Source organism: Foetidibacter luteolus (genome assembly GCF_009650435.1).
GTDB lineage: Bacteria > Bacteroidota > Bacteroidia > Chitinophagales > Chitinophagaceae > Foetidibacter > Foetidibacter luteolus.
Genome location: NZ_VVIP01000081.1, coordinates 19919 through 35153, shown reverse-complemented (window position 1 = coordinate 35153; position 15235 = coordinate 19919). Strand labels below are relative to the sequence as shown.

The following is a 15235-nucleotide window of genomic DNA, read 5'->3' as shown; positions in this document are numbered from 1 at the left end:
ACGTTAAAATCACTCTTGCTGTAAAAACAGCTTTCCTGCATTACTTTTTGTAGAGCTCTATTTTCCTGCCGTCGGGGTCGCTTATTACAGCCATATAACCAAAATCCGTTTCACAAGGTTCTGATGCAAATACAACCTGGTTGCTTTGCAAAGTTTTTATGACTGTGTCAAAATTATCAATACCAAAGCCAAGCCTTAGGCTGCCATCCGCACCATCCTGGTTTTTCTGCAAAGGATACACTTCAAAAACAGTATTATCTACAATAGCCGAATAATGATACGGTGAATTTCCATGTTTGTGATAAGAAAACACAAACCCAAGCAGGCTGTAAAACGAGGCCACAGCGGAGGGGTTGCCTGTACGAATAACGATTAGTTTTAGCTCCATTCGGTTTGGTTTTCGGGATTTATTTTTTCAATCAAGAATCTCCGCAAGTGATTTTTGAGCTTTGTAGAAAGCCCCGTTCTTACCTCTCTCAAAACTAAAAACCCCGCTTATGCAGCGGGGCCTGTTTTTTGACATAGCAATCGAAGAGGACCGTTATTTAAATCCAATGTTACCAGAGGATGAAAAAGTTGTTAAATGTATATAAATAAATTAAACGACTACCGGTTGCGAAATAAAAATTTCATTAGAAACGCCACGGGCATATTTCTCAAAATTGCTGATGAACATCTTTGCCAGCATATTGGCCTGGTTATCATAGGCTTGCCGGCTGGGCCAGGTATTGGCCGGGTTTAACAATTCTGCCGGAACGCCAGGACATTGGGCGGGCATTTCAAACCCAAAAACGGGGTGTTTAATGAAATTTTTATCTTCAAGCTGGCCTTTCAGTGCCGCAGAAATCATGGCACGGGTATAGCACAACTTAATCCTGCTACCGGTTCCGTAGACGCCGCCCGTCCAGCCGGTGTTGATTAGCCATACATTTACGGCATGCTGCCGCATCTTATCGCCCAGCATTTGTGCATATTTACCTGGGTGCAAAGGCATAAAAGGCGCACCAAAGCAGGCGCTGAAGGTTGCTTTAGGCTCTTTTACCCCAGCCTCGGTACCGGCAACCCTTGCGGTATAACCGCTGATAAAGTGGTACATGGCCTGGCCGGGTGTTAACCTGCTTATAGGCGGCAACACGCCATACGCATCGCAGGTAAGGTAAAAAATGTTCTGGGGCATGCCGCCGCTGGCGGGCTCAATGCTGTTAGGTATAAAATGCAGCGGGTAGCTAACACGTGTATTTTCGGTTATTATCCTGCTGCTAAAATCAATCTCGGGGCTGTTGTTATAAAAACCCACGTTTTCTACCAGTGCGCCGGGGCGTACGGCGTTAAAAATATCTGGTTCCCTGTCCCCGCTCAAGTCAATGCACTTTGCATAGCAGCCGCCTTCAAAATTAAAAACCCCTTCATCGTTCCAGCCATGTTCGTCATCGCCAATAAGGTAACGTCCAGGATCAGCGCTGAGAGTAGTTTTACCAGTACCGCTTAGCCCGAAGAATATGGCTACATCGCCATCTTTACCCATATTGGCACTGCAATGCATACTAAGCACATTATCATTATGGGGCATTAAAAAATTAAGGATGGTAAAAACACCCTTTTTCATTTCGCCGGTATAACCGGTGCCTCCAACAAGCACAGTTTTATGCTTAAAGGAAATAACAGCAAAGTTGTGCTGGCGGGTACCGTGTGTGGCGGGGCACGCATTAAAACCGGGCGCTTGTATAATATGCCATTCGGGTTTAAAGTTTTCCAGTTCCTCTTCCGTTGGGCGCAGGAACATATTATAAGCAAATAAGTTGCTCCAGGGGTTTTCATTTACCACCCGTATATTAAGGCGGTAATCCGGGTGGTCGCAGGCATAGGCGTCCCTTATCCACACTTCTTCCCTGGCGTCCAGGTAGTCCAGCAGGTCAGACTTTAAGCGGTGAAAATATTTTTCTTCAATGGGCTGGTTAAAATTGTTCCAGTCTATAGCGTCAGCAGTTATCTCATCCTTCACTATAAATTTGTCCTGCGGGCTGCGGCCGGTAAACTCCCCGGTATTAATGCAAAGGGCGCCTGTACTGTTTAAAACACCTTCTTTGCGTCGCAGGGTTTGGCGGGTAAGTTCTCCAGGGCTTAACTGGTAATGTATCATGTCAAAGGTTGAAAGACCGAGCTGTATCAGCTCTTCGGGTGGGAACATAGTATCTGTATACGGCATAGCAAGAAGTAGTTTAGAGGGCAAAATTAAGCCTCGAATACTTACTAATGTTAGTTTATAATTCGGAAAAAATAGATTCTCTTTCCTCAAACCGGGCAATTATTAGATAATTGGCAAAGCATGCCGTATAAATTTTACCGGCTGCAATTCTTTTATGCTAAACGCTGAATTATTTAAAAAAATACAGACTTTTTACAGGGCGCCTGCGCCTGAAGGGCGCACCGGGCTATCCGTTACAACTCCGCCACAAAGCCACGGCACAAAACCTTCAGCGGGGTTTTCACTGCTATCCCTGGCGCGGTGGTGACACAGCGTAATTATTTACGTAAAGGCTGCCGTGCATAGCTATTACTTCCGGCGCCGCAGGCGGCATAAACGGTTATAGTATCTACAGGCTGCCATTATTATGTCGTAGGCACTACCTGTTTGTAGAATAAAAAATATGGAATGGTATGCCCCGTAGGGGCTACCCCGATGTGTTTAAAAAGGGCAGCCCTTACGGGGCAATAAAATCCGTGGGTTTCAATTAAGCTACAAACATTTAGCCTCTACGAGGCATATTGTGGTATCTATTCAAACAGGCTGCTATTATTGTGCCGTAGGCACTACCTGTTTGTAGAATAAAAAGATATGGAATGGTATGCCCCATAGGGGCTACCCTGGTGTGTTTAAAAAGGGCAGCCCTTACAGGGCAATAAAATCCGTGGGCTTCATTTTAAGCTACAAACATTAAGCCTCTACGGGGCATATTGTAGTATCTACAGGATAAAAATGTTCAATAGCCCGAAAGGCTGAATGTAAATAGCCCGGATAAAACTCCGGAGTTGGCATTTGATAATGGCCTGCCAACCCAATGCGGTTGAACAATGCTATTGCACATTTTTATACTGCTTGTGGTATGGCAATTGCACTACAGCCTGCCTGCAAAAGCAGCGGCCTGTTACACCTGCGGGTGAGGGATTGAAGCGGTTACCCCGGTGAGGCCATGGCAGCACGGCTTTTGCGCCGGAGTAATAGCGGAAAGCCCGACCCCTTGCGATAGCTTGGGGGCACCCCCTGAACCTTTAATAAACTAAGGGCAGCAGCTTAACCCAAACCATATTGGGCGCAGCCGCCGCCCAAGGTTGTAAAGGCTTTAAATTAAAAAAGCCCGGAATGCCCGTATTTGGTGGCATTCCCTTACCTTTGCGCTCCAAAATTTATTTTTAAACCTAAAACAGGGAAAATGAACAATTACGAATTGATGGTGATTTTTACCCCTGTGCTTTCTGAAGACGAGTTTAAAGCGGCTCAGAAAAAGTACACCGACTTTATAGTTGAAAACGGTGGAACTGTAGTGCACAGCAATCCCTGGGGACTAAAATCACTGGCGTATCCTGTACAGAAAAAAACCACAGGTATTTACTGGGTTTTAGAGTACACAGCGCCATCCAGCTTCAATGAGAAACTGAAGATTCAGATTCTCCGTGACGACAACATTATGCGTCACATGGCTACAGCACTCGACAAATACGCCGTTGAGTACAATGCAAAAAAGAGAAGTGGCGTACCTACCGGAACCGAAAAAGCGGAGATTTAAACCATGGCAAAAGCAAATGAAATTAAATACCTGACCGCGATTAAAACGGAAAAGCCCAAGAAGAAATTCTGCCGCTTTAAAAAATACGGTATCAGGTACGTAGATTACAAAGACACTGAATTTTTGAAAAAATTTGTGAACGAGCAGGGCAAACTGTTACCCCGCCGTTTAACAGGTAACTCCTTAAAATACCAGCGCAAAGTAAGCGATGCCGTTAAAAAAGCACGCCAGATGGCTTTGTTGCCGTATGTAACGGATTTATTGAAGTAGAAATTAGTGAATAGCGAGTGGTGAGTGGGAAAACACCCCACTCGCCTTTTATCACTGGCTACTCCCCTCTTATTAGTAACCATCCCTAATCCTGCTGCATGGCGGGAGACAGTCACAATCTAAGATTGGGCGCCGGGAACTAAAACAAACAACATGCAGGTAATATTAATTCAGGATGTAGATAACCTGGGTCTGAAAAACGAACTGGTTCCGGTACGTAACGGTTATGCCCGTAACTATCTTATTCCACAGAAATTCGCGGTAGAAGCCAATCCTTCTAACCTGAAACAACTGGAAGAAAAACTGAAAGTTAAGGCTAAGAAAGAAGCCGCTATGCTGGCTGAAATTAAGAGCGTAATTGCAGTACTGAAAGAGTCTGCCATTAAAATTGGCGCTAAGACCGGTACCAGCGGTAAAATTTTTGGCAGCGTTACATCTTTACAAATTGCACGTGCCATCCGCGACCAGAAAGGTTATGAGATTGACCGCAAGCGCATTTCTATTGTAGATGAAGTGAAAGAACTGGGCACTTACAAAGCTTCTATTGATTTTGGCGGTGGCAACACTACCGAAATTGAATTTGAAGTAGTAGGCGAATAAGTTTCTACCACTTTAAAATAGCAAAGCCACCTTTTACGGGTGGCTTTTTTGTTGTTGCCTGGAACAAAAGAAATTTTTACCGTATCTAAACGTTTTATACCATACATATAACTTCCCTTCTCATTTTCATTTTGTTATCGGAATAATTATACCTTAGGTTTATCACCCCTTTTTGATAAATTAAACAAAGCATGCAAAACGTACTACAGCTTAACGGGATCACTAAATACTACGGCAATATCCTGGCCCTCAACAATGTTTCCTTCGGCGTGCCTGCAGGCAGCGTGTTTGGTATCCTGGGGCCCAACGGGAGTGGCAAAACAACCATGCTGGGTATTGTGATGAACATACTGCGGGCCAGCTCCGGCAGCTTTGAATTTTACGGACAGCCTTCTTCAGCCGAAATGCGCAAGAAAATTGGCACGCTGTTGGAAACGCCTAACTTTTACCATTACCTGTCTGCTGATAAAAACCTGCGCATTGCCGCTGAAATTAAAGGCAAAGGATTTGACCAGGTTGATGATGTACTGAAAAAAGTAAACCTGTACGAAAGAAAAAGCAGCAAGTTCAGCACCTATTCCCTGGGTATGAAACAACGCCTGGCCATTGCATCCTGCCTGCTGGGCAACCCTGATGTATTGATATTTGACGAACCCACCAATGGCCTTGACCCGGTTGGCATAGCAGAAATAAGAGACCTGATTAAACGCCTGGCTACTGAAGGAAAAACGATTATTATGGCCAGCCACCTGCTGGATGAAGTGGAGAAAGTTTGCACCCATGTAGCCATACTAAAAAGGGGCAACCTGCTTACTGCCGGTAAGGTAAGCGAGGTACTGGTAAATGAAGATATTGTAGAGGTTGGCGCCGCTAACATGGATGGGCTGGAAACAGCGTTACAATCACTTAACGGTTACACCTCCCTTACCAAAACAGATACTGTTATACAGTTGCATTACGGCGGCATTGCTGGCAGCCTTGAAAACATTAACCGCCATTGTTTTGATAACGGCATTGTGCTTAACCACCTGCAGTTAAAAAAGAAAAGCCTGGAAGCCATGTTTCTTGAACTTACCGGTAATTAATAACCATCCAACCACATTATATGTTACACCTGCTTAAAATAGAATGGCTTAAAGTAAAAAACTACAAAGCTTTCTGGATTTTTCTTGGCCTTTACCTCGTTGGCCTGTTTAGCATTAACTACATACTACATTATTTTCAGGACGAGATACATAAAGAAGGCATACCGTTTGAATTACTGCCTTACCATTACCCGAAGATTTATCAAACCATTGCTTGGGTAAGCAGTTGGCTTATGTACTTTCCGGGAATGCTGATGATACTGATAATCTCCAATGAATATACATTTAAAACACACCGGCAAAATATTATTGACGGCTACGAAAGAAGACAATTTATTATTGCCAAAATACTGTTCGGTTTAGTGCTTGCATTACTCACAACAATATTCTGCCTTATTATAGCAATTATCTACGGTGTTTCTTCCAATGGATACTTTTCAGCAGATGGCATCCATTTTATAGGTTATTGCTTTATACAGGCCTGTTGCTATTTATTTTTCGCCATGATACTCGCTGTGCTACTACGCAGAAGTGGATTAGCATTAGCTATTTTCTTTTTATACGGAATTATTTTTGAACAACTGCTGGGCCTTTGGATTGATAACAAATTGCTTGACAGCCATAGTTTCTTTTATTACATGCCGCTTGAAGCCAGCGATGTACTGATTCCTGACACTGTATTTAAGAATATTCTTTATAAAGAGTCTCCTTCAGAAATAACATTGCTTATTGTATGCCTTTTGTACATTGGCCTTTACTGCTTTTTTGCAATACGCAAATTTGAAAAAGATGATTTGTAATCTTTACCTCCGTTAGTTAATTAGCTGTTGAAGGATATATTGTTCTGCTTGTTATAAACAGTATGCGTAGAGATTGGCATTCCCCTGCCCGGTATAGCGGTGCAGTACAAATGTTCTCCCGTAATAACGGCACTGCTTTTACACGCCAGATTGCGCAACCGGCATTGATAGTCTCTTAGCCAAGTAGATAATATTATTCTATTTATTGCGCAGCAATTCATTTAATGCCGCTTCTAAGGATGGATACAAAAAACGGAAGCCCGTGGCCCTTATTTTACTATCGCTTACAGTGGCGCTTTTTAATACTTCTATGCTCATTTCGCCCAGTATTAGCTTTAACACAAAAGAGGGAACATAAATGGGTATAAAACGTTTGCCCCGCATGGTACGGGCTGTTTGCAAGGTTAGCTCTTTGTTGGTAACCGGTGTGGGGGCAACAGCATTGTAGGCGCCGCTTACTTGTTCATTTTGTAAGGCGTACAGGTACATGCGGCAAATGTCGTCAATATGTATCCAGCTCATCACCTGGTCGCCACCACCCAGTATTCCGGCTATACCAAATTTTAAAGGTTTCTTAAACTCTGCCAAAGCGCCACCATCGTTGCTCAGTACAAGGCCCGTTCTCATTTTTACCAGCCTTATGCCCGATGATTGCACTGGCTCTATACTCTGCTCCCACAGCCGGCACGTCTCACCCAGGAAATCTTTGTCGGGTTCTGCTTCCTCGGTAAAACCTTTAACGCGGCTGGCATCATTATCTCCGCCATACCAGCCAATGCCGGAAGCACTAACCGTTGCCTTTACGTGGTGCTGGTTTTCCTGTAAGGTTTTTACCAGCAATTCGCTGCTTTTAACACGGCTGTCAACTATTTCCTGCTTTCTTTTGGCAGACCATCTTTCATCAGCTACGCCGGCACCCGCCAGGTGGATAATATAGTCACTTTTCATGACAGCATCTTTATCTATCAAGCCCCGGCTTACATCCCACTCCGCATACGTAATGTTGGGTGTTGCATGCCCTGGTTTCTTCCTGGTTAAAATAATTATGCTGTACCCCTTTTGCAATAAAAGGTGCGATAAATGCCTGCCTATTAACCCTGTGCCGCCAGTTACAAGAACGGTTGCCATAGCTGTTGTTTTTTCCTTTAACAAATATCAATATAAAAGGTTACACCCCTGTGCGAATTTAAAAGGCCTATGGAAAGGCCGGGCTGTCGCATTGCACAATGCAGGAAACTACAGAGGCGTCCCAAAGCTACGCAAATGGGCCGGGCAGAACTGCGTCCGCAACCATCACAAAAGCAACTGAATGTTGCTTTTGCTCGCTTGTACTCCAGCACAAGCAGCGCCGGCCCTCCACCTTCAGGGGGAGTTGGAGGGGGTTTCTTCACCTGGTAGCCGCTTCAATCCCTCACCCGCCGGTGTAACCGGTTGTTTCTTATGCCGGCAATTATAACAATAGAAAAGGGGGCCGGCGGCCCCCTGTGTTCTTTTCTTGTTATCGGTGTGTTTTTTTAAGGTTATAAAGTTTTCTATGGTTAGGGTTGTTATATATTGATGTATAGTTTTTCTGCATTTTTTCCTTTACCTACCAGGCTGCCATTGTACCTTTCAACTATGCTTCCCTTAGATTCGTAAACCAGGGTATACGTTACTATCAATTGCTCCTTTTTATCAAATACATTGCTGATGCGTACTTCCTGAGACAAAGCATTACTGCAATCGGGAAGTTCTTTTAATTCCATCGCATCAAAGGATTTTTGCCAAACGATACTTTCCTTTTTGCCACGTACTTTATAAACAGTTACATGCAGTTTTGCAACAGACTCATCGTAAATTTTTGAGTTGTAATTGCTGCCGGCATATACTGCCAGGCTGATGTCTTTTGTAACAGGTTTTTCGGGGTTGATTAGTTCGCCGACCTGTTGCTGGTAAGATGCCGCTATAACCAGGGCGAACATCACCGATAACCATAACAAGTGCTTTTTCATAATTGTTTATTTTCTTTTGATAAGGCAAAGTTCGTGACGGCCTGCGTTAATGAATACTAAACGACTGATGAGTGGTTAAAGCGTTTGTATGATTGGTTATTAGAAATGATAATCCCCTGAAACCCTTACTGGGGTTGAATTACAGGAAAAATAAGAGTGTACGGTAGCGATACAGTTTATCGTAAAATTGTACCATTCCGCACAGTAAAACACGCAATTCACTAAGTATGGGTTTTTTATAACCGTGCGCCATGTTTATATTTGGCCTTGTTGTGATTTATCACAGAACCTTCTCTTTTTTTCACAGCATGTAAACCCGCCCGGGTATATTTCCGTAATTAATCTTCAGCAAACCTTTCATAAAATGTCAACCAACGAGTACCATTTTATTACCCGCTGGCGGGTGGCCGCCACCTGCCGTGAAGTATATGATATTTTAAGTGCAGCCGAAAATCTACCACGCTGGTGGCCTTCCGTTTACCTGGATGTAACTGTTACAGATAAAGGCGATGAAAACAGTATTGGCAAAAAAGCCAGCCTTTACACAAAGGGTTGGCTGCCTTATACCCTGCGCTGGAATTTTGAAGTATATGAATGCCATAAATACACCGGGTTTTCTATTAAAGCTTTCGGAGATTTTGAAGGCCGTGGCATCTGGCATTTTGAACAGGATGGGGATTATTGCAATATCATCTTCGACTGGAAGCTGGAAGCAGAAAAACCTTTGCTAAAGCGATTCTCATTTTTAATGAAACCAATTTTCTCCGCCAACCATCGGTGGGCTATGGCACAGGGCGAAAAAAGCCTTTTGCTGGAGCTGCGCAGAACCCGCGGAGAGGAAAATGTTCCGCCTCCGCCGCCGCCTACCTTTGCGCATAACTTAAAAAAACAGGATGCACGGTTTAGCAGAAAACGCCAGTAACCAGCAACCAGCATCCTGCATCTTACAACCCCCACCCGTTCAAACCTCTTTTTTGCCCAATCGCTTCCAGCCGTTACTTTCGCTGCTTAAAATAAGGCAACAGCTATGAATATTCTCCTTTTGGGGTCCGGCGGCAGGGAGCATGCACTGGCGTGGAAAATGACGCAGAGTAAACAGTGTTCCCAACTCTACATAGCCCCGGGCAATGCGGGTACCAGCCGGCATGGAATTAATGTAAGCATAGGCGTGAACGACTTTGAAGCGCAAAAAAACTTTTGCCTGGCCAATAATATAACCCTGGTAGTAGTTGGCCCGGAGGAGCCGCTTGTAAAAGGTGTGTATGATTTTTACAAACAGGATGAAGCGTTGAAGCATATCATCGTTATTGGCCCTTCCGCCTATGGCGCCCAACTGGAAGGCAGCAAAGCTTTTTCCAAAAAGTTCATGCAGCGACACAACATTCCAACAGCCGCTTATGCGGAGTTTGATGAAACCAATTTTGAAGATGGGCGGAAGTATATACAACAACACAGCCTTCCCATTGTGCTGAAAGCCGATGGACTCGCTGCCGGCAAAGGTGTGGTTATCTGTTACTCCCGTGATGAAGCGCTGAAGGTTTTTGAAGAAATGATTGTACACAAACAGTTTGGGGATGCCTCTGCCAAAGTGGTGATAGAACAGTTTTTAAGCGGTATAGAAGTAAGCGTTTTTGTTCTTACCAATGGTAAAGATTATAAGATCATCGGCCACGCTAAAGACTACAAGCGCATTGGCGAAGGTGATACCGGCCCTAATACCGGTGGCATGGGTTGTGTAAGCCCCGTACCTTTTGTAACGCCGGGCTTTTTGGCCAAAGTGGAAGAAACCATTATTAAACCTACTGTTGATGGCTTGCATAAAGAAGGGGTTGTTTACAATGGCTTTATCTTTTTTGGACTGATAAAAGTGGAAAACGAGCCTTATGTAATTGAGTACAACTGCCGCATGGGCGATCCCGAAACTGAAGTGGTAATGCCGCTGCTGCAGAATGACCTGGTAGCACTTTTCCTGGCATTAGATAATGATACGTTAAAAAATACCACCATTGATTTTGATACAAGAGCTTGTTGTACTGTTGTAGCGGTTAGCGGCGGCTATCCTGGAGATTATGAGAAGAACAAAACAATTACCGGGCTGGCTTCATCGTTTGAGGAAGACACCCTTGTTTTTCATGCAGGCACCCTACAGCAAAACGAAGCAGTAGTTACGAATGGCGGAAGGGTATTAGCTGTAAGCGCTTATGGAAAGGATATACAGCAGGCTGTTACCACTTCTAAAAAGGCTTTGGAACAAATCAGTTTTGAGGGCATGTATTTCAGGCGTGATATTGGCTATGAGTTTGAATAGCAGGCACCGCATTATATGAAAAAACTTATTTCATACATTCTTTCTTTTCTTTCGGTGGCGGCATTGCATGCGCAGGATAATGAGGCAGCCCGTTTTTTGGAAAGGGCCAAAACCGAAATGAAGCGTAACCGTTTTGATTTTGCGCCTGATTACACCCAGGCCGTTAGCCTGTTACAAAAAGTGGTAGCGGTTGATTCATTAAACGCCGAAGCCTGGTATTACTACGGCTATGCGCTGGACAGGATGAACTCTTTTGACGGCGAAACCATGCTGGATGTTGAACTAAGGCAAACCACCAGGGCCAGCCTGGCATTTGAAAAATGCATTGCACTAAGCAACGACGTTTACAAGGGCGAAATACTGTTGCTTGATCCGCATACAAAGATTTTGTCTGTTTGGGGTACTCAGGCTTACCGATACCTCTACGAAAACAAAAGAGATTCAGCGGAATGGTGCATGAGGCAGGCTTTTCAACGGGGCGGCATTAACAAAACAGTGGTACAGTATTTTACGCAGGTGCTGGATGAGTGTACACCCGGCGCTTACCTGTTTACCAATGGAGACATGTACCTGTATTACCTGCTGTACCTTCAAATGGTTGACCGTTACCGTGTTGACATTCGCTACATTGACCTTAACCTGCTCAATACCCGCTGGTACCCGGGATGGCTGCAAACAAAAGGCCTGCTGCAGGTTTCCTTATCGGCTGATGACCTGCAAAAGGTAGCGGCCGATAAATGGGTGGCGCAAAAGGTTACGGTTATTAACAGGAACGAAAAATATACCGATACGGCCATTACCTGGAACCTGCCCCCTACTTACGCCAACAAGTTTTTATTGCGCAGCGACAGGATTATCCTTAACCTGCTGCAGCAAAACAAGTTTGACAGGGATGTGTTCTTTGCAGGCGATGTACCCAGCAATATGCGCCTGTTCCTGGATGATTACCTGCAATCCAAAGGGCTTACATCAAAAGTGGTTACGCTGGCAAAAACAGATAACACGAACGAACTTGAAATAAGGCTGAAAAAATTGCAGCATATTTATCCTGATTCCAAATCCTACCTGAACAACCGTGACAATATCCAATTGCTGAACAATTACCGGTTTGCGTACACCACGGCGGCCTTTATTGCATCGCAAAATAATCAGCCGCAAAAAGCGTTAGAGTTCATTGAATCGGCAGAGCGCAAGTACACCGAAGAAGTGCTTCCATTTTTTGCTGAAGAAACCAAAACATGGTTTTTGCAGTTAAAGCAAAAAGCGCTGAATGGGGAGAAGCTGTAAAGCAAGTACGGGTTATGAAGTACAAAGTACTTATTGAAACAGCTTTCATTCTTAGTTAGTTTCTCAATCAACAGGTAAAGAAAAGTACTTCGTACTTTTTTGTTTTGAGTTAGTGTGAGACGAACAGCATTGCTACTATCATCGCCTGTTGTGTCACTCACTTGTACGTTCTGTTCTTTACGCGGCATTGTGCAGCAGGTTGTATATTACGGCACAGCCTGCAGGTGTTTGCAGACAGAACTTAGGTGAACCATTGAAATCAGCCGAAAATCGTGAGACGGATGTTCGCTGCCCAACGAACCGGACGATGAAAGGATTGCGACGCAACGATGCCGCCATGAAAAACCGGACGCTGGTATCATAGTCGTGAATGGTGAATCGTGAGTGGTGAGTGGGGAATCGTGAATGAAACCAGAGCCAGCAAACCTGTAACCGGCTACCGGTAACTGGTAACTGGTAACTGGTGACCAGAAACCGGCAACTTGCAACCTGAAACCGGAAACCACCCTAAAACCTGTAAAAAATGTGAAATCACCGCTTTGTTTATTCAGTTTAATTACATGAATTTTGCAGGCATTTAAAATAATTTTAAGGAAACCGAGATAATGGGACTGTTTAACTTTTTTACACAGGAAATAGCAATGGACCTGGGTACCGCAAATACCCTGATTATACATAACGATGAGATAGTTGTTAACGAACCTTCTATAGTAGCGTTAAACCGCAACAACCCCAAAGAGGTGCTTGCGGTGGGCAAAAGGGCACTGCTGATGCACGAAAAAACGCATGAAAGCATACGCACTGTACGCCCCCTGAAAGACGGTGTTATTGCCGACTTTAACGCGGCGGAACTGATGATACGGGAAATGATCAAGATGATCTACTCTAAAAAGCCCATCTTTCCGCCAAGCTGGCGTATGATGATCTGCATACCCAGCAGCATTACCGAAGTAGAAAAACGTGCCGTACGCGACAGTGCTGAACAGGCCGGCGCCAAGGAAGTGTACCTGATACATGAGCCCATGGCTGCTGCCCTGGGTATTGGCATTGATGTGGAAGAACCCGTGGGCAACATGATTATTGATATAGGCGGCGGCACCACCGGCATTACGGTAATAGCCCTTGCCGGTATTGTTTGCGACCAAAGCATTCGTATTGCCGGCGACGAATTTACCGCCGATATTATGGAAGCCCTGCGCCGCTATCACAGCCTGCTGATTGGTGAGAGGACTGCCGAACAGATAAAAATACAGATTGGCGCGGCCATGAAAGACCTGGAAACACCGCCCGACGATATACCGGTTAACGGCCGCGACCTGGTTACAGGCATACCCAAACAGATTATGGTAAGCTTCCAGGAAATTGCCGAAGCGTTGGATAAAAGCATCTTTAAAATTGAAGAAGCCATTCTTAAAGCCCTGGAAACCACCCCGCCGGAACTGGCTGCAGATATTTACCGCCGCGGCCTTTACCTTACCGGCGGAGGCGCTTTGTTAAGAGGCCTTGATAAAAGATTAAGCCAAAAAATTAAATTGCCCGTACACATAGCCGACGACCCGCTGAAAAGCGTGGTACGCGGCACAGGTATTGCACTCAAGAATTACCAACGTTATCCGTTTGTAATGCGATAAATAATAGTTGCTTGTTGCCGGTTGCCAGTAACTGGTTACCGGTAACCGGCAACTGGTAACTTTGCCTTCATGCGAAATATCATTCTCTTTATCCGGCGTTTCTTTACCTTTTTCATGTTCCTTGTATTGCAGGGGATAAGCTGGGCTATACTGGTAAAATACAGCAAAAGTCACCAGGCTGTTTTTGCGGAGGCGGCCAACGAGGTTACTGGTAAGGTTAGTAAGCAATACAATACGGTAGAATATTATTTTGAATTGAAGAAAACCAACGAGCAGCTTGTTGCCGAAATTAAGCGATTGTATGACGAGCGGCGCAGCAGTTTTGAAGGCGCTGACAGCAGCACCCAGGTAAAACTTGATTCTATGCTGCGGGATTCTACCCACAAAGGCTTTCGCCGATTTACCTACCTGCCAGCCAAAGTGGTAAACAATTCTGTTACCAACGAAAATAACTACATCACCTTATACCGCGGCAGGCTGCAGGGCGTACACCCCGATATGGCCGTAGTTGGCCCCGATGGCATTGTGGGCAGGGTGATACTGGCGTCAGACAATTACAGCCGTGTAATGAGCCTGTTAAACCATAAATCCAACGTAAATGCTATGCTGAAGAAGGGTTATGTAAGCGGCATCGTGGAGTGGGATGGCAAAGACCCTTCTTACGTAACACTGCGCAACATACCTAAAAGCGCCGATGTTAAACGTGGCGATACGGTATTAACCAGCAATATCTCAGAACAGTTAAGTTACCCGCCCGGTATTATGGTAGGCACGGTTACCAATGTTGCCGCCGATAATGCCGCCAGTAATTTCTTCACCATCAGGGTAAAAACATCCACCAATTTTTATTCGCTGCAGTATGCTTATGTTGTGCAGGATGCATCCTGGGCAGAGCAAAAAAAGCTGGAAGCGCAAACCCCTAAGAATTAATGAGCAGCTTAGTAAAAAATATTATCCGCTTTGTGTTGTTTATACTGGTACAGGCTTTTGTGCTGGATAAAGTGCCGCAGTTGCACCAGTATGTTAAGCCCTGGCTGTATTTTTTATTTGTGCTGTGGCTGCCTTTTAATTTATCACGCATCAGCATCATGATCATTGCCTTTATGTTCGGCCTGTGCATGGATTACTTCAGCGGCTGGCCGGGCTTGCATGCGGCCCCCTGTGTGCTGATAGCCTATGTAAGGCCATTTCTGTTAAACGTGTTATTGCCGCAGGAAAAAACGGAGTTCAGCTATGCTGAGCCGAGCATCAAAAGCCTTGGCTTTGCACCCTACAGCGTGTATGTACTCATCCTTACCTTTCTGCACCATGCTTACCTGGTGCTGCTGGAAGCGCTCAGTCTGCAGAGTGGGGAGTTCCTGTACTTCATTGGCAAAGTAACCGCCGCTACTGCTATCAGTATGTTGCTTATTTATCTTTCAGAATTACTTTTTCAGCGCAAAGCCAGGTACAGAACTAATGCTGCCTAATATTGCTGC

The 15235-nt window shown here is 44.8% G+C and carries 15 protein-coding genes; 11 read left to right on the top strand and 4 right to left on the bottom strand.

What is annotated here, in order from left to right; translation table 11 throughout:
- Positions 1–40 precede the first annotated feature (40 nt).
- Together F0364_RS25415 and pckA are read right to left on the bottom strand one after the other, a co-directional pair.
- Positions 41–388, bottom strand: coding sequence for a VOC family protein (locus tag F0364_RS25415; protein ID WP_153800638.1), 348 nt, complete (start codon positions 386–388; stop codon positions 41–43).
- Between the two features lie 210 nt (positions 389–598).
- Positions 599–2206, bottom strand: a complete 1608-nt coding sequence (gene pckA, locus F0364_RS25410) for a phosphoenolpyruvate carboxykinase (ATP) (protein ID WP_153800637.1) — start codon at positions 2204–2206, stop codon at positions 599–601.
- 1225 nt (positions 2207–3431) lie between these two features.
- On the opposite strand from pckA, the gene rpsF reads away from it, so the two are divergent.
- From rpsF to F0364_RS25385, 5 genes are all read left to right on the top strand, one after another.
- The gene (rpsF, locus tag F0364_RS25405; protein ID WP_153800636.1) at positions 3432–3785 is read left to right on the top strand and encodes a 30S ribosomal protein S6; all 354 of its coding nucleotides are present in this window, start codon (positions 3432–3434) and stop codon (positions 3783–3785) included.
- Positions 3786–3788: 3 nt separating this feature from the next.
- Entirely contained in the window at positions 3789–4055 is a 267-nt protein-coding gene (gene rpsR / locus F0364_RS25400) for a 30S ribosomal protein S18 (RefSeq protein WP_153800635.1), read from the top strand.
- A 153-nt stretch (positions 4056–4208) separates the two neighbouring features.
- A complete protein-coding gene (rplI, locus tag F0364_RS25395; protein WP_153800634.1) occupies positions 4209–4655 on the top strand; it encodes a 50S ribosomal protein L9 in 447 nt (148 codons plus the stop codon).
- Between the two features lie 191 nt (positions 4656–4846).
- Positions 4847–5740: an ABC transporter ATP-binding protein gene (locus F0364_RS25390; protein ID WP_153800633.1), complete on the top strand. Its 894-nt coding sequence runs from the start codon at positions 4847–4849 to the stop codon at positions 5738–5740.
- A gap of 20 nt (positions 5741–5760) precedes the next feature.
- Positions 5761–6540, top strand: coding sequence for an ABC transporter permease (locus F0364_RS25385; protein WP_153800632.1), 780 nt, complete (start codon positions 5761–5763; stop codon positions 6538–6540).
- A gap of 198 nt (positions 6541–6738) precedes the next feature.
- On the opposite strand, the gene F0364_RS25380 is transcribed toward F0364_RS25385, so the two are convergent.
- Both F0364_RS25380 and F0364_RS25375 read right to left on the bottom strand, forming a co-directional pair.
- Complete coding sequence (locus F0364_RS25380) at positions 6739–7668, bottom strand: TIGR01777 family oxidoreductase (protein WP_153800631.1); 930 nt, start codon at positions 7666–7668, stop codon at positions 6739–6741.
- Positions 7669–8087: 419 nt separating this feature from the next.
- Positions 8088–8531, bottom strand: a complete 444-nt coding sequence (locus tag F0364_RS25375; RefSeq protein WP_153800630.1) for a hypothetical protein — start codon at positions 8529–8531, stop codon at positions 8088–8090.
- A 364-nt stretch (positions 8532–8895) separates the two neighbouring features.
- Between F0364_RS25375 and F0364_RS25370 the strand changes: the two genes are divergently transcribed.
- From F0364_RS25370 to F0364_RS25345, 6 genes are all read left to right on the top strand, one after another.
- On the top strand, positions 8896–9453 hold the full coding sequence (locus F0364_RS25370; protein ID WP_153800629.1) for an SRPBCC family protein: 558 nt from the start codon (positions 8896–8898) through the stop codon (positions 9451–9453).
- A gap of 105 nt (positions 9454–9558) precedes the next feature.
- Positions 9559–10839 (top strand): phosphoribosylamine--glycine ligase, encoded by a 1281-nt coding sequence (gene purD / locus F0364_RS25365; RefSeq protein ID WP_153800628.1) that lies wholly within the window; start codon positions 9559–9561, stop codon positions 10837–10839.
- A 15-nt stretch (positions 10840–10854) separates the two neighbouring features.
- On the top strand, positions 10855–12126 hold the full coding sequence (locus tag F0364_RS25360; RefSeq protein ID WP_153800627.1) for a hypothetical protein: 1272 nt from the start codon (positions 10855–10857) through the stop codon (positions 12124–12126).
- A 605-nt stretch (positions 12127–12731) separates the two neighbouring features.
- Positions 12732–13757, top strand: a complete 1026-nt coding sequence (locus tag F0364_RS25355; RefSeq protein WP_153800626.1) for a rod shape-determining protein — start codon at positions 12732–12734, stop codon at positions 13755–13757.
- A 69-nt stretch (positions 13758–13826) separates the two neighbouring features.
- Complete coding sequence (gene mreC / locus F0364_RS25350; protein WP_153800625.1) at positions 13827–14687, top strand: rod shape-determining protein MreC; 861 nt, start codon at positions 13827–13829, stop codon at positions 14685–14687.
- Positions 14687–15226 carry a rod shape-determining protein MreD gene (locus F0364_RS25345; RefSeq protein WP_153800624.1) on the top strand — a complete coding sequence of 180 codons (540 nt, stop codon included), beginning with the start codon at positions 14687–14689 and terminating at the stop codon, positions 15224–15226. Before mreC ends, F0364_RS25345 begins: the two co-directional genes overlap by 1 nt.
- The last annotated feature ends 9 nt before the right edge of the window (positions 15227–15235 follow it).

Excerpts from the sequence above, each read along its gene's own strand:
- F0364_RS25415 (WP_153800638.1), bottom strand. The coding sequence starts at position 388 with ATGGAGCTAAAACTAATCGTTATTCGTACAGGCAACCCCTCCGCTGTG.
- pckA (WP_153800637.1), bottom strand. The coding sequence starts at position 2,206 with ATGCCGTATACAGATACTATGTTCCCACCCGAAGAGCTGATACAGCTC.
- rpsF (WP_153800636.1), top strand. The coding sequence starts at position 3,432 with ATGAACAATTACGAATTGATGGTGATTTTTACCCCTGTGCTTTCTGAA.
- rpsR (WP_153800635.1), top strand. The coding sequence starts at position 3,789 with ATGGCAAAAGCAAATGAAATTAAATACCTGACCGCGATTAAAACGGAA.
- rplI (WP_153800634.1), top strand. The coding sequence starts at position 4,209 with ATGCAGGTAATATTAATTCAGGATGTAGATAACCTGGGTCTGAAAAAC.
- F0364_RS25390 (WP_153800633.1), top strand. The coding sequence starts at position 4,847 with ATGCAAAACGTACTACAGCTTAACGGGATCACTAAATACTACGGCAAT.
- F0364_RS25385 (WP_153800632.1), top strand. The coding sequence starts at position 5,761 with ATGTTACACCTGCTTAAAATAGAATGGCTTAAAGTAAAAAACTACAAA.
- F0364_RS25380 (WP_153800631.1), bottom strand. The coding sequence starts at position 7,668 with ATGGCAACCGTTCTTGTAACTGGCGGCACAGGGTTAATAGGCAGGCAT.
- F0364_RS25375 (WP_153800630.1), bottom strand. The coding sequence starts at position 8,531 with ATGAAAAAGCACTTGTTATGGTTATCGGTGATGTTCGCCCTGGTTATA.
- F0364_RS25370 (WP_153800629.1), top strand. The coding sequence starts at position 8,896 with ATGTCAACCAACGAGTACCATTTTATTACCCGCTGGCGGGTGGCCGCC.
- purD (WP_153800628.1), top strand. The coding sequence starts at position 9,559 with ATGAATATTCTCCTTTTGGGGTCCGGCGGCAGGGAGCATGCACTGGCG.
- F0364_RS25360 (WP_153800627.1), top strand. The coding sequence starts at position 10,855 with ATGAAAAAACTTATTTCATACATTCTTTCTTTTCTTTCGGTGGCGGCA.
- F0364_RS25355 (WP_153800626.1), top strand. The coding sequence starts at position 12,732 with ATGGGACTGTTTAACTTTTTTACACAGGAAATAGCAATGGACCTGGGT.
- mreC (WP_153800625.1), top strand. The coding sequence starts at position 13,827 with ATGCGAAATATCATTCTCTTTATCCGGCGTTTCTTTACCTTTTTCATG.
- F0364_RS25345 (WP_153800624.1), top strand. The coding sequence starts at position 14,687 with ATGAGCAGCTTAGTAAAAAATATTATCCGCTTTGTGTTGTTTATACTG.